8 protein-coding genes are annotated in these 25,734 nt (G+C 70.0%); all 8 read right to left on the bottom strand.

Annotation, left to right across the window (positions count from 1 at the left end):
• Positions 1 to 4 precede the first annotated feature (4 nt).
• On the bottom strand, positions 5 to 2,167 hold the full coding sequence (locus POL72_RS51455) for a bifunctional Gfo/Idh/MocA family oxidoreductase/class I SAM-dependent methyltransferase (protein WP_272102581.1): 2,163 nt from the start codon (positions 2,165 to 2,167) through the stop codon (positions 5 to 7).
• Positions 2,164 to 3,273 (bottom strand): saccharopine dehydrogenase NADP-binding domain-containing protein, encoded by a 1,110-nt coding sequence (locus POL72_RS42425; RefSeq protein WP_272102580.1) that lies wholly within the window; start codon positions 3,271 to 3,273, stop codon positions 2,164 to 2,166. The genes POL72_RS51455 and POL72_RS42425 overlap by 4 nt, the downstream gene beginning before the upstream one ends.
• Positions 3,270 to 5,009: an ABC transporter ATP-binding protein gene (locus POL72_RS42420; RefSeq protein WP_272102579.1), complete on the bottom strand. Its 1,740-nt coding sequence runs from the start codon at positions 5,007 to 5,009 to the stop codon at positions 3,270 to 3,272. The genes POL72_RS42425 and POL72_RS42420 overlap by 4 nt, the downstream gene beginning before the upstream one ends.
• Positions 5,006 to 6,787: an ABC transporter ATP-binding protein gene (locus tag POL72_RS42415; protein ID WP_272102578.1), complete on the bottom strand. Its 1,782-nt coding sequence runs from the start codon at positions 6,785 to 6,787 to the stop codon at positions 5,006 to 5,008. Before POL72_RS42415 ends, POL72_RS42420 begins: the two co-directional genes overlap by 4 nt.
• Entirely contained in the window at positions 6,784 to 12,309 is a 5,526-nt protein-coding gene (locus POL72_RS42410) for a non-ribosomal peptide synthetase (RefSeq protein ID WP_272102577.1), read from the bottom strand. Before POL72_RS42410 ends, POL72_RS42415 begins: the two co-directional genes overlap by 4 nt.
• Before the next feature lie 140 nt (positions 12,310 to 12,449).
• Entirely contained in the window at positions 12,450 to 19,055 is a 6,606-nt protein-coding gene (locus POL72_RS42405; protein ID WP_272102576.1) for a non-ribosomal peptide synthetase, read from the bottom strand.
• Between the two features lie 73 nt (positions 19,056 to 19,128).
• Complete coding sequence (locus POL72_RS42400; protein WP_272102575.1) at positions 19,129 to 20,511, bottom strand: salicylate synthase; 1,383 nt, start codon at positions 20,509 to 20,511, stop codon at positions 19,129 to 19,131.
• Between the two features lie 4,324 nt (positions 20,512 to 24,835).
• Entirely contained in the window at positions 24,836 to 25,723 is an 888-nt protein-coding gene (locus tag POL72_RS42395) for an ABC transporter ATP-binding protein (protein WP_272102574.1), read from the bottom strand.
• Positions 25,724 to 25,734 lie beyond the last annotated feature (11 nt).

Below are 25,734 nucleotides of genomic sequence, written 5' to 3'. Positions count from 1 at the left end.
GTCGTCAGCCGGCGGTAGCGAAGAACAGGTGCTGGCCTGCCACGGCCAGCGGTGATTCGAGCGAAGGAAGGACGAACCGCGGCACGAAGGCTGCGGCCAGGAGCTCCTCATTCCAGCCAGGCGCGTCGACGAACACCTGATCGGTCCCGGCGCGCCGGTCCTCGCTGCCCAGCAGCGGCGAGCCGGCCGGGGGAGACAGCAGGAATTGCATCGCCGTGAGGATCGCGCAGTTCTCTCGTGTGGAGTCCGTGAAGATGAGCCATCCGCCGGGGGCGAGCGCGCGCCGGATGCGGCGCAGCGTCCGGCCCGTATGCGCGGCGTTGTGGAGGACATTGCCCGCGAGCACGACGTCCGCTGCGTGCGGCTCCACCCCTTGCGCGGTGAAATCGACGTTGATGTCGAGCACGGCAGTGCGCACACCGCGATGACGGCCGAACCGCTCCTGCGCCGCGGCCGTGAACGCGCGCGCGATGTCCGTGAACAGATAGTCGACCGGCGCGCCGTCGAGGGCCCGCAGCGCGGCTGTCGTAGTGAGGCCGGCGCCTCCGCCGAGCTCGAGCACGCGCAGCGGCCGGTGCCGCAGCTCCGCGCAGCGGCGCACGAGGTGAGCGCCGGCGGCGCTGAGGTAAGCGGTGAAGACGTTGTCCTGGTAGGCGGCGATGGCGGAGAGGTCCTGCCGCTCGCGAAACAGGAGCTGCTGAATCGAGAGCTCGTCGCGCACGAGCGCGTGCAGGCGGAGCAGAGCAGCCTGGTGGACTTCCGCCATCGCCGGCGGGAAGCCGAGCGAGGCATACGCGTCGGGCAGGTCGGCGGCCGCGCCGGCGTCCCGCAGGGCCCGTCGCCACACGTACTTATCCCCCACGTTGCTGAGCACACCGTGGTCGCACAGCGCGGCGAGCCACCGCCGGACGAGCCATGCGTGTCGCGGCGCCGCGCCCAGCGCGCAGACGATCTCCTCCGCGGTGCGCGCTTCACCTCCGGGATGCACAGCGCCGCTCGCCACGAGCAGCTCCCCCAGGGCCCGCAGGCTGATCGCCTCGAGTCGCTGCATCGCCCCCGGGAGGTGCGCCAGGGGATCTCTCCCCGGCGCTGGTTCCAGCAGCCGAGTGAGCCTCAGGCCAGCCTCGTGTGTCTCATCGCCCGTCGGCACGCGGTGAGCCTCACCCTCGGCGTCATCGGCGGCGGCCTCCACCGCGGCCGCGGCCAGATCCGCGGCAGGGACGGCCTCCGCGTCAGGGCGCGCCGTGGCCGAGCCGAGCGCGGCGAGGATGTCGTGCCGGAGGCGGCACAACGTGAGCTGAACCTGAGCCTCGCTGACGGCTGCGCCTGGGCTCTCCACCGCGTTGGCGAACGCCGCCAGCTCACCGCGGGTCGCGCGCAGCCAGCTCATCGTCTCGCGCTCGGCCGGCGCGTCCGTTCCGCCGAGCAGCACGCCAGACCCCGCGGAGCGTGCGGTCCAGAGGACGTCCCCGTGAACCCCGGTCAACCTCAGCTCGCCGGCGTCGCTGCCCATGGCGATCTCGATGACCATCTGCGCCTCTGACGACACCTCGTTGCGCACGCGCAGGACGATGGGAACACCCGCGAGGCTGCCTCCGAGCACGACGAGCCCGCTCCCGAGAGGCGTCGGCTCACGGACCTGCCAGGGGCGCAGGGCGCCGAGCGCGTCTCCCAGGAGGCGGAGCAGCGCCTGGACCGACGCTCTCGTGCAGGTCGCAGCGACGTACCCGATCGGCGTGCGCGCGCGCAACGCCTGCGCTGCGCCGAGGAACCGCCGGGATGCCGGCGTGGCGGAGGCGACCGCTGCCACCCGGAAGGCGGCTCGGCCAAGGCGCGCTTGCCGCAGGCAGGCGGCGAGCTCATCGTGCTCGAGCGGCGCCTCCGCCAGCACGGCGCTGCCGCGCCCCAGGAGCTCGACAGCGCGCTCGGTCACCGGCACGCCGTGCCCGGTCGCCGATACCCAGCAGCTCACGCCGGCGCCGAGGGGTGCCTGATCCGGCCGGGTCCAGAGCGCCATCCTGGCCTGATCGGCGAACCTCCGGGCGCCGTCGCTGTCGTCGGCGAGCTGGCCAATGAGACGAAAGCGCCCGTTCAAACGCTGGAGCGCGGCCAGGTGCAGAGGACCGAACCCGGCGCCGCACAGCACAAGAGGGATGCCGGCGGTCACAGGGAGCCCTCCTCGGTAGCGCCGAGCGCTTCGATCGACGTATCCAGCAGATCGAGCGCGATCACCGCGCCGCTCTCGCGAAGGCGACCGACCGTCGACAGGGGTTCGAGCGCAGCCGCGGCGAAGTGGCGCCCTGCGGGCACCTGGCCCTGGTCCACCGCCAGCGTGGCGAGCGCGGCCATCATCCCTGTGAGCTCGGCGTTGCGCCGTCCGCGCACGACCAGCGTGCGCGTGACCGGGGCGCCGTCTCGCAGTCCGTCGAGCTGCGCGACCAGAAGGACGTGAGGCTCCCGTCCAGCGAGGTCGAGCAAGCTGGCCCGGCATAACGCCGCGACCGCCTCGCGGCGTTCGAGGCTGCGCACGCGATCGAAGGCCGTGAGGATGTGCTGGCCCGTGAGGACCGTGTACCAGTCTCCTCGAACGAGCCGGAGCGACGCCGCGAGCCGCTCCCCCTCGGTGTTGAGGTAAGGCAGCAAGGTCGCCGGGCCGGGGAAGAACGGGACTTCCACGTTGCGCGTCCGGGTCAGCACCCCGGAGCGACGTCCCTCTCGCCATGCCGCGAGCGGCTCGCTCACCCCGTCCGTGGCCGCCTGGAGGTAGTCGTCCGCTGCGACCTCGGTGAAGCGGTCCAGCACGCCGAAATGGCTGCGCAGGCCATGAACCTGGCTGAAAGCCCGCTGCGCCGCCCATCGCAGCAAGAGCGCGGTAAGGCCAGGCTGCAGCCCCGCCGAGAGCACGGCCACGCGCCGGCGGGTGCGGTACTCCTCGTCGTCCAGGAGCGCGTACAGCGCATCGTCGCCGGCGGCGTCCACGTAGTCGGCGCCTGCGTCCACGGCTGCCCTCGCCGCGCGGTCCGCGATGGCGTGGGATGGACCGGCGCAGTTGAGCACGATCCGACAACCACCCACGAAGCGACGCAACGATGCGTCGTCCCGAAAATCGACCGCCTGGTGCTCGACCGCTCCCGCGGACAGCTCACTCGCGAAGCGGCGGGCCGCTTCGAGGTTGCGCCCGCCGATCCGCAGCGGCCTGAGGCCGAGCGACAGGAGCCGCCGGGCCGCTTGCGCGCCGACGTCGCCATAACCTCCCAAGATGCCGATCGTCATCCTGCAGCCTCCACCAGCCGCCATCCGTGGGCGCGGCGGCGCTCGTTCCAGAACGCCGTGTAGCGCCCGTTGCGCGCCATGAGCTCCTGATGCGTCCCCACTTCGACGATGCGGCCGCCGTCGAGCACGAGGATCTGATCCGCGGACACGATGGTCGGCAGCCGGTGCGCGATGACCAGCAGGGTCGACCGGCTCATCAGTGTCCGCATCGCGCCCTGGATGTAGCGCTCGTTCTCCGGGTCGAGCGCCGCCGTCGCCTCGTCCAGCAGCACGATCGGAGCGTTCTTGAGCACGGCTCGGGCGACCGACACCCGCTGTCGCTCTCCGCCGGACAGCGACGCTCCGCCCTCGCCGACGCGGGTGTTCAGGCCCTGCGGGAGGCGCTCGATGATCTCGTCCACGCCAGCCAGGCGGGCGGCCTCGCGCACCTCCGCGTCCGAGGCGTCCAGCCGGCCCACCCGGATGTTCGCCTCCAGCGTGTCATCGAACAGATAGACGTCCTGCATGACCAGCGACAGCTGCGCCATCAGGTCTTCCGTGGAGAGCTCGCGGACATCCACGCCGCCCACCCGCACCGAGCCCGCGTCGACATCGAAGAACCGCGCGATCAGCCGTGTTATCGTGGTCTTCCCGGAGCCGGATGCGCCGATGATCGCCGTCATCGTCTTCGGCGCTATCCGGAAAGACACGTCACGGAGCACCGGAGCGCCCGGCTGATAGCCGAACAGGGCATCGGAGAACTCGATCTCCCCCGGCGCCGCGACGGGCCTGGACCGCTCCGGCTCGGGGAGCGGCGCCTCATCGAAGATGGCGGACAGCCGCTCCAGATCGTTGCCTGCCATCCGCAAGAGCCCGCTCCGCCCCGCGGCCTCGGCCAGCGGCCCCACGAACCTGGCGGCCAGCGCCAGCAGCGCGATGAGCTCGATGGGATCGATCGACCGATCGAGCGCGCGCACCACGCCGACGGCGATCAGCGCGGCGAACGCGAGCTGCACGGACAGCCCGCCCGCGAGCAACCTGGGGAAGGTCTGACGCAGCATCGACCCGCCCGCGGCGCGCTGCGCATCGATCGCCTCCTCCAGCGGCGCATACCCCCCCGTGGCCCGACCGAAGGCGCGCAGCACCTGCTGGTTGCGCGCGAACTCGACGACCCGGTTGCTGGCGAGCGCCCCCGCGGCGTCGACCTGCTCCTCGGTGCGGCCGATCCACGCCGACGACCAGCGGTGCGTCAGGTAGATCAGCGGCGTGCAGGCGATGGCCGTCAGGCCGAGCTGCCAGTCGAAGAACAGCATGGCGACGGCGATCGTCGCGGGCGTCAGGATGCCGCTCACCACCGGGGTCAGGAGGTGGGCAAACACGTTGGTGACCATCATGGTGCCGCCCGTCGCGCTCCGTGAGAGACGGCCGACCTTCTCCGAGGAGAACCAGCCGATAGGCAGGCGGGCGACGTGGCTGCCGAGCCGGTCGTGCAGCGTGGTCAGGACGACCAGCGCGAGCGCAAAGCCCTTCATCGTCTGCTGGTAACGGGCAACGCACGTCACCGCGACGATCGCGGCCAAGAGGAGCAGCCAGCGCAGCGCCTCGCCCAGGTCCCCGCTGAGCAGCGCCTTGAGGACCGGGACGAGGAACGCCATCGCCACCCCCTGAACGACGGAGTAGACGACCAGCCAGCCGAAATAGACGTGCAGCGCCCTTGCGTGCTGCGGTCCCAAGATCTTGGTCAGTTGCCGGATCATGAGGCTTCACCCACCGCTGCGCCGGCAGCCGCCATGTCGCTCTCGGCGTAAGCACGCCACATCCTGGCGTAGAGCCCGTCCGCTGCGAGCAGCGCGGAATGCGTGCCGCGCTCGCGCACGCGGCCCTCGTCGAGCACGACGATCTGGTCAACGCCGGTGATCGTCGCCAGCCGGTGCGCGATGACGATCACGGTGCGCCCGCGCGCGACCGCGGACAGCGCGTCCTGGATCTGCGCTTCCGACTCCGGATCCGCGTGCGCCGTCGCCTCGTCCAGGATCAGCACCGCGGTGTCCGCGAGCAGCGTGCGCGCGATGGACAGCCGCTGCGCCTCGCCGCCGGACAGGATGGCGTCCTCGCCGATCACGGACCGATATCCCCTGGGAAGCGCGACGAGCCGGTCGTGGATCTGCGCGGCGCGCGCGGCCGCGACGACCTCTGCGTCGCTGGCCTCGGGCCGGCCGAGGCGCAGGTTGTCGGCGACCGTTCCATGCACCAGCTGGACGTCCTGCAGAACGAAGCCGACGTTCCGGTACAGCACGTCCGGCGCGATGTTCCGGATATCCACGCCGCCGAGCAGGACAGCGCCGCCGGTCACGTCATAAAACCGGGGCACCAGCTTTGCCAGCGTGGACTTCCCCGCGCCCGAGGTCCCGACAAGCGCGGTCACCGTGCCAGGCCTGCAAGCGAAGCTCACGTCGGAGAGCACGCTCCTCGAGCCGTCGTAGCTGAACGAGACGTGATCGAACTGCACCCCTGCCCCGCGCGGCGCCTGCGGCGTCGTCGTGATGGGCAATGACGGCTCATCGAGCAGCGAGGCGACGCGGTCCGCCGCCGCCACGGCCTTGCGCTGGGCCGTGAGCCCCTGGTTCAGCGTGAGCACCGTCTGCGGGATGACCACGGCGACCAGGGTCTCGGCGAGCAGATCGATGGGGCTCACCCAGCCCTCTCGGATGAACCAGGCGCCCACCGTCAGGCTCACCAGCATGATCACAGGCACCGAGAGGGCCATCGAGGTCAGCGCCTCGAGCCGGAGCAGCGGTCGCACCCAGCCGGCGTATCGGTCGCTGAACTCGCTGACGGCGCGCTGATAGCTCTGGTGAGCGCGGCCCGTCTGGCCGAACGCCTTCACGACCGCGATGCCGTGTACGAACTCGACGATCGCGCCGCTCACCCTGCCGAAGCTCGCGTCGAGCTGCATCATCTTCTCGGCGAAGCCTCGCATCATCCATGCGTAAGCGGCCATGTAGATCGGCAGGGTGGCGATCGCGAGCAACGCCAGCCGAAAGTCCAGCCAGAGCAGGTACAGGAGGCCGCCGAGCGGAAGGACGATCGCCGAGACGAGCTCGACATCGTGGTGCGCGACGAGGTGGTGCAAGTCGTCGAGATCGTCCTGGACCGCTTTGCGGACCACCCCTGACGTCTTGTCGGAGTACCACCCCAGCGGCACCTCGCCCAGCTTGCGCACCAGCGCGCGCCGCAGGATGGCCTGAAGCCGATGGTCGGCCAGGTGAGTCACCCACAGCGCCGTTCCGGTGCAGGTCCATCCGACGCCGAGCCCGACCACGATGATCAGCGCGACCCCGGCCACCTTCGCGCTGTCGATCGGGCCTGACGCGACGAGGATCCGCGCGAGCTCGGCGATCCCGATGAACGGGACGAGCGTCGTCAGCGCCCCGACGCCGCCCAGCAAGATCCCGAGCCGCGTGAGCCCTGCTATCGGGCGGCGCAGCTCGCGGAGCGCCGCGTCCTTCTGCTGATTCTCTCGATTCTCTCTCATGTGTTGCGCAACGATGCCGCGAGGTGCTCGGCCACGACATTCACATGCGGCGGCTCGATGACGCTGAAATGGTTGCCGGGAACGTCGATCAGCTTGAACTCGCCGAGGCAGACGCCTTCCCAGAACGGCGCCGTCAAATGCCCGACGCCTGCGGTGATGCCGAAGGATTGCTCCTCGTCGCACCGCAGGAACGTCATATCGCCGACGTAAGGCTCGGGATCGAAGCGCGCGGCGCGCATGCTGTGCCTGCAGGTCCGGAACAGCGCCGGGATGAGCTCGGGTCCGACGGGCACCCCGGCCTGAGCGGCCGCCGCCTTCGCATAGCTGGCCAGACGCTCGTCCTGACTGCGCGCGGACTGCCTGCGCACCGCGGCGGCGACCGATTCCAGCCCGGGGTCCCCGCCGAGCCTGGCCATTGCGCCGGCCGGTATCTTGCGATCGTACTCGACCATCAGCTTCTCGATGGCCCGGTACACGTCGGCGCTGTCGACGTCGTCGCCGAAGACGGCCTTCACCGGATCCAGGTTCAAATTCGGGGCGAAGATCGCCTCGAACGCGAGCTCCTCGTCGGTCTCGATAAACATCGGAATGCTGTCGACAAGCGCCAGGTCGACCGACATGCCGCGCTCGAGCAGCCGCCTGGCCACCTCGGTCGCGAGCAGCCCGCCAAGGCAGTAGCCGATGAGCTGAAACCGCGTGAAGCCTTCATCGATGAGCCGCTGCGCGTAATCGTCGGACACGCGCGCGACGAGCTCCTTCGGGGGGATCGCGAGGTACCGCTCGGGGTCGGCGACAGCGAAGCCCAGGACAGGCCCCAGATTCTGAGCGGCGAGCGCCCGCCCCAGGTGCTGGAAGTAATCCATGGTGCCCAGCGCCGCGTGGAACATCACACGCGCCGGCCCGTCCCCGCCGCCGAACGAGAGGATCAACGAGTTGCTGCCCTCCCGGCGCTGCGCGATCTGCGCGGTCTTACCTCCGCTGGCGGACGCCTCCGCGCTCGGCGCGTGCGCTGCGCCTTCTTGCCTGCGCAACGCGCGCGCGAGCGCGTCGACCGTTGGCTCGTTGAGCATCTGCCGCAGGAGCGTGTCGTAGGCGAACGGCGCAGCCTCCGGCACCTCCTCGCGCAGTCGACCTGCCACCCTGGCGAGGATCAGCGAATCGGCGCCGCGATCGTAGAAGTTCTCATCCTTGCCAATCCGCGCGATGCCGAGCGCGCTCGCCCAGAGCGCACACAGCCGACCCTCCAGCTCGTCCAGCGTCGCGTCGGCCTCCTTCCCGGCGCTGTCGATGAACGCCGCGGGCCGAAGAGCAGCGAGCGCCTTGCGGTTGACCTTGCCGTTCGCCGTGAGCGGCAGCCGGTCGACGACCTGCAGATGAGCAGGCACCATGTGCGCTGGCAGCCGCTGCCCGAGGAAGCTCGTGAGCTCGTCGGTCCTGACCCGGGCCCGGTCGGTCTTGAAGCGCGCAGCGAACATGTGCATGCCATACGCCGCCATCGGATGGTCATCGTCCGGCAGGCAGAGCACCAGCTCACCGCCGCTCTTCGCTATCAGGCCTTGCCATTGCTGGGTGGACAGGAACTTGGTGGCGCCGCGTTCCCGGTCTGCGCCCGCGGGGTCCATCATGAAACCCTGGGTGAGCAGGACGTGCGGGTGATCGGCGGTAGGCTCGGTGAACACGAGCCATCCCGATGGCCCGAGCAGCTCCACCGCGGCCGCCACCGCAGCTTCGACGTTGCGGGTGCTGTTCAGCATTCCGGCGCACAGCACGACGTCGACGGAGTTCGGCAGCAGGCCCTGGGCGCGGTAGTCCTCGTTCAGGTCGAGCTGTCCGAATCGGACCCAGGGGCGCTCCCGGAACCGCTCGCGCGCATCGGCCAGGAAGAAGGCTGTCAGGTCCGTGAACAGATAATCGACGTCATGGCCGTCGAGCATCGGGATGACCACGCCGCTGGTCGCGCCCGTGCCGGCGCCGATCTCGAGCACCCGCAGGGGGGCGCCGTCCGTATGCGCGGCGGCGATCCGGTACAGCAGCGCCGCGACCGCGTGGTTGTTGTAACGCGCGATCGCGTCATCGCGGTACACCGAGAGCGCCACGTCGTGCTTCCCTTGCGGAAACAGCAGCTCGAACGGGTTCTGCTGGTTCTCGAGCAAGGCGTGCAGCCGCTCCACGTGCGCTCTGTGGTACTGAACGAACTCGGGCGTACACAGCCCGGACGACGTCGCCAGCTCCTCGAACCGCCGCCAGGCGTCGTGGACCGCCGTCGCGTCGGCGGCCCTGCGCTGCGCATAACGACGGCTCTCCTCATGGTACGTGAGCCATCCAGCCTCCGCCAGGAGCCCCAGCCAGCGGCGAACGAGCCAGTGATGGCGGTCGTGAACGCGCGCCTCGCGCAGGATCTCCTCGGCCGAGTGCGCGTCGCGCGGACCGGCGAAGAGCCCGCGCTCGGCAAACGCGTTCACCATGGACGCGAACGAGGCGTCGTGAAGCGCTCGAATCGCCTCGGTCACCTGGGCCGCGGTCACGCCGCTGACCTCCTTGTCGGCGAACTGCCGCGCCGCAGACACCAGACGGGCCTGCGACGTCGCCAGATCATCGTCCGTGGGCGCGCCGCGCCGCGCGAGCTCGACGAAGCCGAGCAGCGCGCGATCCGTGAGGTCCTTGCCGGCCACCACGGCCGCCGCGGCGCCTACCGCCGGATGCGCGAGCAGCGCGGCCTCGATCTCGCCGAGCTCGATCCGGTGCCCGCGAATCTTGACCTGGCTGTCCTCGCGGCCGAGGAACTCGATGGATCCGCCGGGGAGATAGCGCCCGAGATCTCCGGTCCTGTAGAGGCGCTGGCCATCGACGGGGTGGTTGAAGAAGCGCGCTGCCGTGAGCTCCGGATCGCCCAGGTACCCCGCTGCGAGGCCGTGCCCGGTGATGTACAGCTCTGCAGCGACCCACACCGGCGCGTCGCGGAGCGACTCGTCGAGGACGCGGAAGCCCTGGTTGGCGAGCGGGATCCCGTAGGGGATGCTCGTCCACGCCGGATCGACCCGCTCGATGCGATGGTAATTCGACCAGATGGCCGCCTCGGTCGCGCCCCCGAGCCCGATGAGCGTCAGCTCAGGAATGAACCGGCGGATCTGGTCGGGCAGCGTGACGGGGATCCAGTCCCCGGACAGCAGCGCCATGCGCAACGAGCGAATCGCGACAGGCTCTGTCTGCAGGTAGCTCGCCAGCATCTGAAGCTGCGCAGGCACGGAGTTCCACAGGGTCACCTCGTGCTTCACGAGGAGGTCCGCCCAGTGGGAGGGATCGGCGCCACGGTCGGGATCCGGGAGCACGAGCGTCCCGCCGAGGGCGAGGGTTCCGAAGATGTCGTACACGGACAGGTCGAAGCCAAGCTGGGCGAGGCCCAGCACCCGGTCCGAACCGGTCACCCCGAAGCGACGGTTGATGTCGTCGATCGTGTTCAGCGCCGCTCGGTGGGTGATCATGACCCCCTTCGGGTCGCCCGTGGAGCCGGAGGTGTAGATCACGTACGCCAGCGCGTCGGGGTCGCCCGTCGGAGCTTCGGGGAAGCTCTGCGCAGGCGCCTGCGTGTCCACATCGATCACGCGCAGGCCGTCCGGCAGCTTGGCCGCCGCGGAGATCCACGACTGGGTCAGGACCTGTCGCACCGCCGCGTTCGACAGCACCTTCTCGATGCGCAGACGTGGCTGCGTGGCGTCCAGCGGCAGATAGGTCCCTCCGGCGAGCAGCACGCCCAGCACCGCGACGACCTGCTCGATCCCCTTGTTCATGACGACGGCGACCCGGTCGCCCGCGGTACAGCCGCCGTCTCGCAGCGCCTGCGCGACCGACGCCGCCCTCATCGCGAGGTCGCGGTACGTCAAGCTGCCCGCATGGCCGATCACCGCCACCGCTCCGGGGTCGCGGGCGGCCTGCTCCAGGAACCCTCGGTGCAAGAGGGAGTCTGGCAGCGGACAGCTGGTCTGATTGACGCGCTCGCGCTCCTGCATCTGCCATCCGGGCAACGCGACAGGCTCGACGGCCTCCCACGCCTCGGAGCGCTCCGCGAGATCCTCCAGTAGCCGCAGCAGCGCGCCGAACATGTCGTCGATGAGGCCGTCCGGGAAGATGCCCTGACGCACGTCCCAGTTGACCTCGAGCCCGTCCGCGTCATCCATGACCTGGCAATCGAGGTAGACCTGCGGGGTTTGCGTGACGCCATGGCCGAAGCGCCGCCCGCTGCTGGGCCGTCGCCGCGAGCCGAGTCCGATGGCGCTGGTGAAGACGACCGGCATCAGCGCGGCCTCCCGCCCGCGCCGGCGGGTCACCTCGCGCAGCACCTCGACCCCCGTGAACAGCCGGTGGTCGAGATCGGCGAACATCTGATCGCCGAGCCGCGCAGCCCATTCCTTGAAGCTGCGCCCGGACGCCGCCTGCACGTCCATGAGGCTGACCGACGTGAAGTCTCCGACGATCCGGTCGACGTGCGGGTGCAGCGGCAGACGGTTGAGCAGCGTGAGGTTGAGGCTGAACCGTTGACGACGGCTCCAGCGCTGGAGCACCGCCGCATAGGCGCCCAGCACGGCGATCGAGGCCGTGAGCCCTCGCTCGCCGGCCCGCTGCCGGAGGCGCTCCCAGCGCTCGGCGGACAGGCGGCTGTGGTAGCGGCGGAAGCGCACGGGTCCAGCTTCCGCGGCCGATGGAAGCATCGGCAGCTCGGGCGCGGCGGGCAGATCGTTGACGCGCGCGAGCCAGTACTGGCGGTCACGCTGGTAACGCCCGGTCTCGCGCAGCCGCCGCTCTGCGAAGATGTAATCGCGAAAGCGGAGGTCCAGCGGTCGCAGCTCGTCGCTGCGACCGGCGAGGATGAGATCGAGCTCCTCGAAGAAGATCCCGGCGCTCGCCCAGTCGGCGATCAGCGAGTCCAGCGAGAAGTGCACCACGTCGCCGCCGCTGGTGCGGGTATGCCGCAGCTCGAACAGCGGCCATACGGTGGTCTCGTACATCCGGTGGTCCATCTCGGCGCGGATCCCGCGGAGCGCGCGCTCCACCTCGGCGGCGGACGCGCCGCGGAGGTCCGTCGACTGGATGTGGTACCGAGGTACCGTGGGCAGGACGCGCTGGTAGCCGTCCTGCTCGATCACGGCGCGCAGCATCTCATGCCGCTCGATCAGCAGGTTCCAGGCGTCGGAGAGGCGCGCGGGGTCGAGCTCTGGATACGTCACCTCCAGGTACCCGTGGCAGGCGACGCCGCCGTAACCGAAGGAGCTCTGGCGCCCCAGCAGGTAGGCCGTCTGCACGTCGGTGAGCGGGAACGGCTCATGACGCGCCTGCTCGTCCGCGGCGACGACCACCCCCTGGTTCGCTGCCAGAAAATCGATGATCTGCGCCTTGTGCGTGCGCAGCACCGTCATCTTGTCTTCCGTGAGCAAACCTTTGGGCGCACGGAACCGGAGCTGCCCCGATTCCGTCCACAGATCGACACCCAGCGTCTTCAGCTCTTCGATGATCCCGGCAACGGGCATGGATGGTTGCTCCTGTAGCTTGTTGAGGACAAGCGTCACATCAGAGGATGAACTCACCGGCGAGGCGCTCTCCCGCGCGCGGCTCCGGCGGCGCGCCGTCGCCCGATCTCGCGGGCGGGGCGCCGCCGTCGCGGGCGCCGCTAGAGCACGCCCTCCTCGATCTCCTGGCGGGCCTCCTGCTCGGCGGCGAGCGCCGCTGCGACCTCGCGCAGCGTCGGTCCGTTGAACAGGCGCCTCAGAGGCAACATGATGGCGTGGCGCTGATTCACCGCTTCGATGAAGCGCGTCGCGAGGAGGCTGTCGCCGCCCAGCTGGAAGAAGCTCTGATGGCGGCCGACGTTGCCGACGGCCAGGAGCTCGCTCCAGAGCGCCGCGACGGCGTGCTCCCATTCACCCTGCGGGGGCTCGACCTCCCGGGCGTCGGGTTCGGCTTCCGCCGAGATCCTCCTGATGATCTCGGCATGGTTGACCTTGCCGTTCGCGCTGAGCGGCAGCTCGGCCAGCACCAGGATCCTCTCTGGTACCATGTGAAGCGGGAGGGTCATGGTGACATGGTCGCGCAGCTGCTCCGCGCTGAGCGCCGCCGCGGCGTCCGGGCGGCGGCCATTCAGGCCATCGACCATCGCGCCTCGCGCTTCCTCCACGGCAGCAGGGACGACCGCGGCGGCGAGGCGTCCGGAGGCCGCCACGGCCACCGCATCCCGCACGCCGGGGTGCGATCGCAGAGCGGCTTCCACCTCGCCGAGCTCGATGCGATGCCCGCGGATCTTGACCTGAGTGTCGGTGCGGCCGAGGAACTCCAGCGCGCCGTCGGGCCAGTAACGCCCGACGTCGCCGGTGCGATACCACCGCGCGCCCTCTCCGACGAACTTGCGAGCCGTCAGGTCCGGTGCGGCGCAGTAACCGCGCGCCACGCCGAGACCGCCGATCCACAGCTCGCCTGGCACCCAGTCCGGGCAGTCGCGGCCATGCGCGTCCACCACGCGAAAGAGCTGGTTGCGCAAGGGATAGCCATAGGGGATCGAGCGCCACGACGGCTGGACCACGTCCACCTCGAAGAAGTTGGACCAGATGGAGGCCTCGGTGGCGCCGCCGAGCGCGATGAACCGACACCCGGGCCGCTGCGCGGCGAGCCGCCCGGGCAGATCCGTCCTGATCCAGTCGCCCGAGACGAGCGCCAGACGGATGGCGCCCGGCGGCTCCGCCGCGCTGCCGACGATGAGCAGCATGTCGAGCAAGGTCGGAACGCTGTTCCAGATCGTCACCTCGTGTCGACACACCAGCTCATGCCAGCGCCTCGCGTCGCGCCGCGATTCCTCCTCGATCAAGACCAGCGAGCCGCCGGCGGACAGCAGACCGAAGATATCGTAGACGGACAGATCGAAATCCAGCGCAGACACGGCCAGGACGCGGTCTTCCGCGCCGACGCCGAAGCGTTGATTGATGTCCAGCACCGTGTTCAGCGCGGCGCGATGGGTGATTTCAACGCCCTTCGGCTCGCCGGTCGATCCGGAGGTGAAGATGATGTAAGCGAGCTGCTCTGCGTCGATCGCTGCCGGGCTCGGCGCTGGCGCGGACGCCATCGCCTGTCCAAACATGCACGGACGGACGCCCTCCGGCCAGCACCTCGGCTCCGAGCCGGTGACGGCGACGCGGACCCCTGCCTGACCCAGCATCCGATCGCGGCGCGCATCGGGTTGATCCACCCCGACGGGCAGGTAGGCGGCTCCGGCCGCCAGCACCCCCAGCACCGCGGCGATCTGATCGGGCCCCTTGGGCAGGTTCACGGCGACGACATCGCCTGTCGCCACGCCGTGCTGTGCCAGCGCGGCCGAGAGGCGCAGCGCGCGCGACGCGAGCTCGCCGTAGCTCATCACGTCGGCCTCGCCCCAGCGCAATGCGATCCGTTGCGGCTGCTCGCGCGCCAGGTCGAAGAACGCGCGGTGCAGGCTCCGCCGTGGGCTCTCTCCGGAGGTCGCGTTGACGAGCGCGCGCACGCGCCGCTGCGGCTCGGGCATGAGATCGGGCACAGGCAGGTGCCATTCGGAGCTGCTCAGCCAGCTCAGCTCGCGCAGGTACGCATCGAACATCGTGGCGATCAGGCCCGCCGGGAACAGGTCCTCGACCACATCCCAGTTCAGGGCGATGCCGCCCTCGGCCTCTATCACCTGATGGTCGAGCCACACCTGCGGGGTCTGCGTCAGGCCCCACACCTGCTTCCTGAAGGGGCCGCTGGCCGGCGCAGCGGTACCCCCGGGGACGCCGAGGGCGCTCGTGAACACCACCGGCATGGTCAGGCTCGGCGCGCCGCTCAACCTGCCCAGCTCGCGAACGAGGGAGATGCTCGAGACGTCGCGATGGTCCAGCGCGTCGCCCAGCTCCTTCTGGACACGCCGGGCTCGCGTCACCCAGCTCTCGCCGGCGGCGGGCCGGTATCCGATCAACGTGAGCGACGTGAAATCGCCCATGACCGTGTGGATGTCGGGATGCACCTCGCGGCGATCGAACAGCGTCAGGTTGAGCGTGAGGTCGGGTCGGCTGCACCAGCGGCTGAGCACCTCGGCGAACGCCGTGAGCAGGACCGTGGACGGCGTGACGCCGTGCTCGCCTGCGCGCTCGACGATGCGGCGCCATCGGCTCGCGTCGACGCTGCCCTCGTGGCGCGTGAAGCGCGGGCGCCCCACCTCGGCCGGGTCTCTGGCGAGCGGCAGCTGCGGCGCCGGCGGCAGCTCTGGCAGCTTCTTCGCCCAGTATGCCCGCGCGGCGGCGAGCGCCTCCGGTCCCGGCGTGCACGTCAGCACATAGTCGCGGAAGGACAGCCCGATCGGCGGCAAAGCAGCGTCCGGCGCCTCGTAAAGCGCGGTGAGCTCCGAGTAGAAGGTGAGGATGCTGAGCGCGTCGAGGATGAGGTTGTCCAGGCTGATGCCGAGGCGCGTCCGGTCGCCCGACCGCACCGCCCGCATGCCGAACAGCGGCCATCGCGTCGGGTCGAAGACCCGGTGCGAGCAGTCGCGCCGCAGCTCCTCGTACGCCTGAGCCGGATCTTCGCCGCCGTCGACGACCTCTATCGTGAACCGCGGCACGTCCGCGAGGATGCGTTGCTGGCCCTGGTCATCGAAGACGGCGCGCAACATCTCGTGCCGCCGCACCAGGACGTTGACGGCCGCCTCCAGCCGCGGCACGTCGAGGTCGACGACGTCGTACTCGCGGTAGAACTGGCAGGCGACGCCCCCGAGCGTGAAGCTCTCATCACGACCTAGCCAGTAGGCCCGCTGCACCTCGGTCGGCGGGAAGGGCTGGTGACGGTTCTCCGGATCGGCGACCAGCGTCGGCAGCGCCGGAGCGCCCGCGCCGAGCGACAACGTGACAGCGAACTCGGCCAGCGTCGGATGGGCGAACAGATCGGCCAGCTTGACGCCGTCGAGGCCGACCTCGCGCAGCCGGCGCACCAGGCGTGTCGCCAGGAGGGAGTCGCCGCCCGCGGCGAAGAAGTTGTCCTCGCGGCCCACCTCCGGCACCTTGAGCAGCTCGGCCCAGACCTCGGCGACCCGGCGTTCCACCTCGCCCACCGGAGCGGTCACGGTCGCCTTGGCCTGAAGGGCCATGGTGTTCACCGTTCGCTGCAAGGCTTTGCGATCGATCTTGCCATTGGGCGTGAGCGGCAAGCTCCTGCAGCGCCACAGGTGATCCGGCACCATCACGGCGGGCAGGCGGCTCACAAGGAACTCACGCAGATCCGCGAGCTCCGGCGGCGGTTGGCGCAGATCGATGATCTCGCCTGCCTCAGGCACTTCGATCCTCGGATCATCCGAGGTGATGGCCACATAGAGCCCACGTTCGCCCAGCACGGCAACGGCCTGGCTGACGCCGGAGTAAGCTCCGACCGCGGCCTCGATCTCGCCGAGCTCGATGCGGTGCCCGCGCAGCTTCACCTGGAAGTCGGCGCGCCCGAGGAACTCCACGCTGCCGTCGGCCCAGTAACGGGCGCGGTCGCCGGTGCGGTACCAGCGCGTCCCGTCCACCTGGAGAAACTTGTTCGCCGTCTTCTCTCGGTCGCCACGGTAGCCGCGGGCCACGCCGGCGCCGCCGATCCACAGCTCGCCCGGGACAAAGTCGGGACAGTCGCGCCCCAGGGGATCGACGACGCGCAGCTGCACGTTGCCAAGGGGCTTTCCATACGGCACCGACTTCCAGTGCGGAGGCACCTCGGTGACCTCGCAGATCGTGGAGTGGATCGCGGTCTCGGTGGTGCCGCCCAGCGCGATGAAGCGGCAGCGCGGAGCGCGCTGCGCAAGGCGCCCCGGCAGATCGAGGGTCACCCAGTCGCCGCCCAGGAGCACCGCGCGGAGCGCCAGCGGACCGGGGCCGTCGCCGGCGGCAGCGAGCGTCACATCGAGCAGGGCCGGCACGCAGTTGAGGACGGTCACGCGATGGCTGCGCAGCAATTCGACCCAGACCGCTGCGTCGCGACGCGCCCACTCCTCGACGCAGACCACGGCGCCGCCGACCGACAGCGGCGCGAAGATGTCGTACACCGACAGATCGAACTCGAGCGCGGACAGCGCGAGCGTCCGGTCGGCCGTGCCCAGCGAGAGGCGCTGGTTCAGATCATCGATGGTGTTCATCGCTGCGGCGTGGGTGATCTCCACGCCTTTCGGCTCGCCCGTCGAACCCGAGGTGAACAGGATGTACGCGAGATCCGAGTCCTCGCCGGCCAGCGGCTCCGCCAGCGACGCCTGCCCCTCCGGGACGTTATCGAGGACGAGGGCGGCGCCGGCAGCGTCGAGGATGCGCTGACGGCGCAGCGCGGGTTGATCCACGCTGATCGGCAGGTACGTGCCGCCGGCGGCCAGCACGCCCAGCACGGCGACGATCTGGCTCGGCCCCTTGGGCAGCTGGATCGCCACCACGTCGCCTGCGCTCACGCCGCGCTCGCGCAGGTAGCCCGCCACGCGCAGCGCGCGCTGCCGGAGCTCCCCGTACGAGATCCTGCCGTCGGCTCCCCACAGGAGAGCAGGCGCCTCTGGCTGTCGCTTCGCGAGCTCGAAGAAGCCGTCGTGCAGGCGCTTGCCCGAGACGGCCGTCCTGGTGGCGTTCGCGGCGACGCGCACCTTCAGCTGCTCTGCCGGGAGCAGCGCAGGCACGGGCTGCCGCCAGGCTTCCTCATACGACAGCAGGCGCTCCAGAAGGCGGCCGTGCGCGTCGAACATCGCGTCCAGCACGCCTGGTGCAAACGCATCTTCACGCGCATCCAGGTTGACCAGCAAGCCGCCGTCGAGCTCCGTGACCTGCGCGTCCAGCCACACCTGCGGCCCCTGGGAGATGATCCAGGACGCCCTCCCGAAGAGCTGCTTCACCACCTCCGGAAACAGCTCGCCCAGGCCGAGCGCGCTCGTGTACACGACAGGCGCCAGCACCTGCTCGCCTCGCAGCCGAGAGAGGTCGCGCAGCACCTCGACGCCCGAATACCCCACGTGCTCGGCGTCTGCATGGAACTGGGCCTGCAGGCGCTGCGCGCGTTCAGCGAAGGTGCCGGGCGCCGCGCCGTCCCAGGCCAGGAGCACCGAGGAGGTGAAGTCGCCCACCAGCATCCCGACGTCGGGGTGCAAGGGCTCGCGGTCGAACATCGGCAGGTTCATCAAGAACCGCGGCTCCGCGCTCCAGGCGGTCAGCGTCTCCGCGAACACCGCCGCCATCGCCATGGCCGGCGTGAGGCCGTGGCGCGCCGCCAGAGACGTGAAGGCGCGCACCTGCTCCGGAGCGAGCCAGCGATGACGCCGCACCACCGTCGTGGCGCCCACGTTCACGTGGTAGGGCGCGGCGGGCAGCTCGGGCGCCGCGGGGAGGTCGCTCAAGCGAGCTTGCCAGTACGCTCGGTCGGCGGTCCGCGACCGCTGGCCCTTGACGCTCGCGCGGCTGGCCTCGCGCTCCGCCAGGTAGCGCGGATAGCTGGTGTTGATCGGAGGCAGCGGCTGCGATCCGGCGTAGAGGTGCGCCAGGTCGGCCAGCAGCACCCGCAGGCTGAGCGCGTCGGCGGCCACCATGTCCAGGTTCACATGCAGGCGCGTGCCGCCCGCGCGGATCGCGTCTGGCAGGAGCGAGATCTGGAGTTCGAACACCTCGCCGGCAGCCAGGTCCAGCGTCCGATGCGACAGCGTCCGGCGCAGCTCGGCGAGCGCCTCTTGCGCCGCTTCGGCCGACAGGGCGCGCAGATCGTGGACCTTCAGCCCACGCCCGCGGCTGTCGGGCAGGATCTGCTGCCGGCCGTCGCTCAGGATCTGCACGCGCAACATGCCGTGCCGCCCGAGCAGGGCTCGTACGGCGGATTCCAGCCGCGCGGGGTCGACCCCCTCGCCATCGAACTCGTTGTAGAAATGCGCGGCGACGCCGCCCAGCTGCTGGCCTTGCTCGCGTCCGACCCAGTACGCGTGCTGCATCAGCGCGAGCTCGAAGGGCGCCGCCTCGTCGATGGTGGTCGCGGCGGGCGAACGCTCGTCGCGTTCGCCCTTGGTACAGCTTCGCTCTCCTATCAGCGCCTTCCAGGCGGACACCCGCGGGTTCGCCGCGAGCTCGGCGAAGTCGACCTCGATGCCTTGCCGCCGCCACCTGCCGGCGAGGCGCATCATCGTGATCGAGTCCATCCCGAGCTCGATCAGGTTGCTGTCTTCACGGACCGCCTCGGCCACCACGCCGAGCACGCTCGCGACCGTATCCCTCAGATCCGAAGAGGCGACTTCGTCGTGCATTCGCTGTGTCTGTTCGTGCATTGGCTGACTCGTGAGAAGAAAAGCTCAAGTCCGGAAAACCATGTCCCCTGCGTCACACCGGCTCGCTGGCGAACTCCGGAGGCACCAGGTGGCGCGCCACGCTCTGGAGCTTCTCGCAGGTCTCCTCCAGCTCTCGCTCGGGCGTCGACTCCGCGACGATCCCGGCGCCCGCGCGCAGCCAGACGCTGCTCCCCCGCTGGAAGATCGTCCGCAGCACCAGCGCCGCATCCATCGCTCCGTCGTGATCCAGCGTCAGGACCGCTCCCGAGTAGAGGCCCCGGCTCTCCGCCTCGTGCCTCCGGATCCAGTCGACCGCCTCCCTCTTGGGGATCCCCGACGCGGTGATGGCGGGGAAAAGCACCTGGAACGCCGTCCAGGCCGTGTTGCCCGCCTCGAGCATGCCCGAGAGCCGTGAGGCGAGGTGCTGAACGGTCCCGCGGCGGGATATCGCCATGAACTCGTTGACGGTCACGCTCCCCTGCTTGCAGACGCGGCTGAGCTCCTCGAACGCCAGCTTCACGGACATCGCGTGCTCGGCCAGCTCCTTCGAATTGCTGAGCAGCTCGGCCCGCAAGCGCGCGTTTTCAACGTCGTCCGAGACGAGCGCCCGGGTCCCGGCGAGCGGCTGCGTCATCACCTGCCCTTCGGCGGTCACCTCGAGCACGGTCTCCGGGCTGAATCCGGCGAACTTCAGGTCGCGGCAGTTGACCACGAACGATCGGGCCGGGGTGTTCTGCCGCCGCCCGGCGACGTACGTCGCGATCAAGTCGACGGGCGCGGCGACCGGGACGACGCGCGACGCGATGACCTTGTGGAGCTTGCGCGCCGCGATCTCGTTCGTCGCCGCGGCCACCAGCTCCTTGTACTTCGCTGCGCCGGTCGTCTCGAGCAGCCTCGCGGGGAGCACCTCCGGCGACGGGACGGGGGGGAGGACGGCGACGTCCGTCATCCCGCGCGCATGGCGGCGGTTCGAGGAGGCGAGGACGTCCACCATCCGCTCGAGCTCGCCCGAGGTCAGCGCGCGAACCAGCGCCGTGCCGCGCTGGAGGCGGATCTCGACCTCTGGAATGGTCAGGTGAAGCAGGGGCTCTGTGCCGAGGTTCGCCTCGATGCCGTGCAGCAGGTACGCGAACTCGAACGAAGCCGTGCCGTACGCGCGCCAGCCACGGACCGGGATCGACGCGAGCGCCGACTCGACCGCGGCGAGGCAGTCCCCGCCGGGACAGCTCTGCTTTCCTGTCGCATCGAGGCGGTGCACGCCGTGTACGTCTGCAGTGAGCTCGAAGGCCGCGCCGAGGGCGACGCTCCATTCGCCGTCGCGCTCGTACACGAAGTACGTCGTGTGCGAGCCCGACCTGGCGAGCGCCGCCGCGAGGTCGATGGGGTCTGCGCTGATCGAGACGCGGCGCTCGAGGTAGTGCCGTTGATGAGACATGTTCATGCTCGCCCCGCACGTGAGTGACGCAATCCCGGGCTGCCTGCGCCTCGATTTCTTCGAGGAGAGCCGGAGATGGCACATCCGCTCTGTCGCCCCGCATCGCCCCTGTTGTTTTTACATAACCGTTGCTTTTGCAACATAGTTAACCCCTGGTACGAGAGGCCGCACAAGAGACGCCAGTCGCAGGAGGAGCACGTGAGCTCTTCAGCCCACGTCCCACTCGCTACACGCAGCATTCCAGGCGCGAGCCACGGCAGTGTTCGCACCCCCGATTCGCGCTCGGGTGGCGAGCCTTCGAATCGGGAACAGGCGTCACGGTAAACACCTCGACCGAGCGGCAGAGGGTCGAAGCGTTCCTCTTCGCGCGCCTTCCAGCATCGACCCGCAGGTCCTGCGAGGGTTCGCAGGCCCGTGCGGTCGCACCCCATCCAGACGAGCTTCTCGTCACAACATGACAATACGGCAGCGCCCGCCCCCGCGATCTGCGGGTCGGAGCTCACGCCGACCTGTCATTGACAGCTATCGCAAATGTACCCCTCCCGCCTCGCGGCACCATGCCCGTGGAGCGTGGCCTCGCGAGCGCCGATAGGCACGACGCTCAGTCGCCTACATCTTGAAGCTGCGTACAGATTGTATATACATACGAATTGCATCAGCGTCAAGCCGGGCGGACGGCGAATTCGTGCGACGGACACGATCGCTCCCCGGAGGCGCCTCCGCGCTGAATTTGAGCGAATCTGGGGGAATTCGACTGCTCAGATCAGAATCGAAAGTCTAACGAAATGAGTCGATGATGCGCTCGTCAGGCGCTGCCCTACGCAGCGCCCGCCAGCGGGGCCAACGAGCCCTCCATGCCGCAGCGAAACATGTTCGTTGCACAGCCCTCATCCTCGTGACGCGCAGAGATGCGCAGGTGCGGGCTCGCGCCATCAATGCGGGCCTGCCTTCCAGGCGTTGTCCCGCGGCGAGCGTTCGAATGAGGGCCACGCGTCGAAGACGACGAACCGGGCATCGCTCTCCAATCTTGCCGGCACGCGGGTCATCCGCGCCGGCGTCTCCTCATCGTAGAAGCGTTGAACGATCTCGAACGTGCTGGAGACGGGCTGCCAGCCGCCCCTCTCCCACTGCGAGCGCTCGCCGCGAACCTCCAGCGTGCCGCCGTCGGCGATCGCGACGGTCACGTCCGAGGCGGAAGGAGGGCCCAGGAGGCGGTCAGCCATGCTCTGGCCTGCTGCTTGCGCAAGCGCGCCTCGGACCGGTTCTCCGGAGCGCACCAGGTCGGCGACCCGCGTCGCTGCGTGCAACGCCTCGGCGTCTCCGGCGGCCTGCGCCCATGCGAGGGTCTCCAGCGGGGCGTATGCCATGACCCATTGGGCCGCGCCGTCATCGGCCAGACCCGACACGGGCGCGTCGAGGGCGCCGAGCGCATCCGCGACGTCGTCGCTGCGGCGTTCCAGGAGCGCGAGCCACGCGTCACCGCCATCGGACCGCCGCACGCATTCGAGCCCGATCCACCCTGCAACGCCGTTGATAAGCCACCGCGCACCCGGCTCCGCGCGCAAATCGGCGCGGTCCGCGAGCGAGCGCGCGGCGAGCGCCTCGGCCACCGCAGCCCGTCGCTTCAGGCGGCCGACGCCGGACGCGGCCACGTCCCAGCCGTCCCCTTCCGGCAGCCACAGGACCGCGCCATGCGCCCGGATCTCGCCGAGGTCGCGAGGCGCCTGCACGACCGTCGTCACCTCCGGGATGGACCCGAGCCGCGCGTGAACACACTCGCCCATCGCCTGGACGTCCTCCAGGACCTCACGCGCCGTATCGGCGTGAGACGGGCCATGCAACGCCGTGATGCCCTCTTGCCGCAGCTGCCTCAGCTCCGCACCCCTGGGCAGCCACGCCACCGCGAAATCGAGGCCCTGTGTCGTGCTCCCCTCGACAGGCGTGCTCACGCCTTGCTCGGAGAACGACACCGACCAGCGCCAAAGGCCCGCCGGCGCCACGGCGAGGGCGGGTACCAATGCATTCCTGTCGAGCGCGCCGGGGCGCTCCGCGAGCCCGAGCTCGCGGCGTGTGGACGGAGATCGCAGCGCTCGCTCTCCGTCGTGTCCGAGCCGCGGGACGAGATCGGCCGCGCGCGCCCACACGCCAGAGCCGTCCAGCCACGGCGCCTCCCCCTCGGCAAACCAGCGAGGCGAGGCGATCGATATCTCGAGCTCGACGTCGCACCCGCTTTGCGCGCAGCTGCCCAGGTCGACCATGAAGTGCTCGTTCGCCGTGACGACCTCACGAGGAGCGCCGTCGACGCGGACGCTGTCGATGTCCATCCCGGTGCGCAGGCTCCCGTGCAGCTTCGCCGCGCTGGCCCGTACTCCCCGCAGCTTCCAGCGGACATGCGCGGAGCGCGCGGACGGCGCGATCTTCGCCTCGACCTCGCCGCCCTCCACGGAGAACGCCGACGCTTCCGGCCAGAAACGGGCTTCCCAGGCCGCGTCGGCGGCGTTCTCCTCGCTCTTCGATGCGAAGCCGCTCTGCACCACGATCTGCTCGTGCAAGATCGTCGCTGAGCACGCGATCACAAAGAGGCTGAGGGCCGCCAGGGATCCCGCGCCCTGGGTGAGCTGCCGCGCTGCCCCGCGCCATCGTTCGATCATCCTCAGGGCCGTGCCGCGCGGGTAGGCGAGCCACGCCAGGGCGACGGCGAGGCCGACGCAGCCGAGCTTGAGCACGCCCATCTCGAGCACGGGCACGATCCACGGCGACCACCCCGAGAGCTCGGAGAGGGCAACATGCACCGGGATCCCTACCTGCGCTGGCGGATACGAGACGATGTCGATCTCGTGATTCACGAGCGCGATGAACGCAGCCAGCATCGATGCGGCGTAACCCGTACCGGGCGAACGCACGAGCGCGTGGACGAGGAACGTGATCGCGCCGAGCTCCAGCAGGGCAGGCGCAGCAATCAGCGCGTTCACGAGCAGCGCATTCCACGGCTCGAAGCTGCTAGGTACGGTGAGAGCTGTCACGATCCACGCCGAGAGCGTCGGCGCCAGGGCCATGACCGTCGTCAACAGGAGGGCGGCGAGGGCGCGGCCAACCACGCGTGTGCCGAGCGGCGCCAGCGTGGCGTCGATCATCTCGTCGAACCCGGATTGCTGATCTCGACGAGCGAGCGCCCCCACGAACCCCGCCACGGCGAACACGGAGAACACGTAGCAAAGGCGGATGAGGAACGGCGCGAGCAGCGCAGGCCGTGGGACCAGCGGCCCCTCGGCGTGCCCGATCACATGGTAGAAGGCCCCTGCCACGTTCATGAGGGTCCAGAGCGCGATCGCGGTACGGAACGCCCACCCTCGGGTCGTCAGCGAGAGGTGCCAGCGAGCCTCGGACAGCGCCGCGCGGAGCCATGATGGCGCCGTGACCGGCGGCAGCGCCGCGGCGGCGGGCGCGTAGGCACGAAAGGTCACCTCGCCGTTCGGCGACGGCTTGCCGGCGCGCCCGTTCACGAGCGCCTCGCGCCCCTGCCGCGCGAGCGCGAACGCCAGGATCGCGAGGGGGACCAGGCCCCAGAAGAGCCGATTGATGAGGAGCGGCGCGGTCATCGCCAGCTGCGCCGTCGCCTTTTCGTGCGGCGTCCAGCGCTTCGTCTGCGCCTCCGCCTCCCCGAAGCCGCTCACATCGACCACGGTCGCGATGTCCGTGTGCAGGTCACCGCCCCGCAGGACGATCATGGCCACCATCCAGATCAAGATGACCACCGCCGCCACGGCGAACGGCCCGGCCGTGCTCCGGGTCCGGAGCGCCGCGGTGAGGTAGAGCGCCCCGAGGCCGATGGCCGACGGCACCACGAAGAGCGCCCACGACGACGCGATCGCCAGGATCGGCGTCGGCCCGACCGCCTCTTTTGGGAATACCCCGAGCGCGGCGAGCCCGGGGACGAGCAGAAACCCGAGCGAGCTCGCCGAGCCCAGGATGCAAGCGAGCCCGACCGCGCCGACGTAGCGCGAGATCAGCAGCCCGCGAAGCGACACGGGCGCGGAGAGGACCAGCTCGTGGAGCCCCGCCGCGCGATCCCGCGTGACGACCTGCGCGAAGATCCACGCCCACGCGAAGATGAGCCAGAACGATTGCCCGGAGGTCATCAAAAAGACCACATGCGGGCTGTTGCGCGCGACGTCCGCCCCGCCCATGTCGCGCAGGTACTCCGCGCTCGAGAGCATGATGAACAGATAGCCGACGAGGCCGACAAACATGAGCGGGACGAGCGAGGTACGCAGCCCCGCCCGCAGCTCGTGCCACGCCTCGACGGCGTAGATGCGCGTCGAGCTCATGCGGCCTCCGCCTGCCGCGATTCGGCCAGCAAGTAATGATAGGCGTCGTCGAGCTTGGGCGCGTGAGCGACGAAGCCGTCGCCGGGCGACACGTCGCGCACCACGACGGCGCGGGTGCCGCTCGGCGTGGGCGAGACGTTCAGCGCGTCGTCGGGGATCGGCTCGCCCCGCGCGTACGTCCGGGTCCACAGGCGGCCCGCGAGCGGCGCGGTCAGCTCGGCCGGCGCTCCTTCGGCGACCACGCGCCCCCGGTTGACGATCGACAGCCGCCCGCAGAGGTTCTCCACGTCATCGACGATGTGCGTCGAGAGCAGCACCACGGCCTCCGCGGCGACCTCCGCGAGCACGCGATGAAAGTGGTTGCGCTCGGCCGGATCGAGGCCGGCGGTCGGCTCGTCCACGATGAGGAGCTGCGGAGATCCCACGAGCGCGAGCGCGATGCCGAACCGCCGCAGCATCCCCCCGGAGTAGGTCGCGACCTCGCGGTGGCCGACGTCGCTCAGGTTGACGCGCGCGAGCAGCGTCGAGATCTCCGCGTCGCGCTCGCGCCGGTCCGTGCGCCCCTTCAGCCAGGCAAACCGCTCGAGCAGAGACCGCCCCGTCACCCCCGGGTACGCGCCGATCTGCTGCGGAAGGTACCCGAGGCGGCGACGGAGGCGGTCAGGAGACGCAATGACGTCGATCCCGTTGAACGTGATCGTCCCCGCGTCCGGCGTCTGGAGCGTGGCGAGGGTGCGCATCAGCGTGCTCTTGCCCGCGCCGTTTGGACCGAGGAGCCCGTAGAGCCCCGGTCCGACGTTCAGGTGGACGCCGTTCAGCGCTCGAACGCCGTTGGCGTACGTCTTCGTCAACCCCTTCACGATCAGCCCGTTCGAGTTTGACATTGGATCCCTCC

The organism is Sorangium aterium, assembly GCF_028368935.1.
Taxonomy (GTDB): domain Bacteria; phylum Myxococcota_A; class Polyangia; order Polyangiales; family Polyangiaceae; genus Sorangium; species Sorangium atrum.
This window is presented reverse-complemented; position numbering and strand designations above follow the sequence as displayed.

Bases quoted from the DNA above. Each gene is read 5' to 3' on its own strand.
- POL72_RS42425 (WP_272102580.1), bottom strand. From the start codon at position 3,273: ATGACGATCGGCATCTTGGGAGGTTATGGCGACGTCGGCGCGCAAGCG.
- POL72_RS42420 (WP_272102579.1), bottom strand. From the start codon at position 5,009: ATGATCCGGCAACTGACCAAGATCTTGGGACCGCAGCACGCAAGGGCG.
- POL72_RS42415 (WP_272102578.1), bottom strand. From the start codon at position 6,787: ATGAGAGAGAATCGAGAGAATCAGCAGAAGGACGCGGCGCTCCGCGAG.
- POL72_RS42410 (WP_272102577.1), bottom strand. From the start codon at position 12,309: ATGCCCGTTGCCGGGATCATCGAAGAGCTGAAGACGCTGGGTGTCGAT.
- POL72_RS42405 (WP_272102576.1), bottom strand. From the start codon at position 19,055: ATGCACGACGAAGTCGCCTCTTCGGATCTGAGGGATACGGTCGCGAGC.
- POL72_RS42400 (WP_272102575.1), bottom strand. From the start codon at position 20,511: ATGTCTCATCAACGGCACTACCTCGAGCGCCGCGTCTCGATCAGCGCA.
- POL72_RS42395 (WP_272102574.1), bottom strand. From the start codon at position 25,723: ATGTCAAACTCGAACGGGCTGATCGTGAAGGGGTTGACGAAGACGTAC.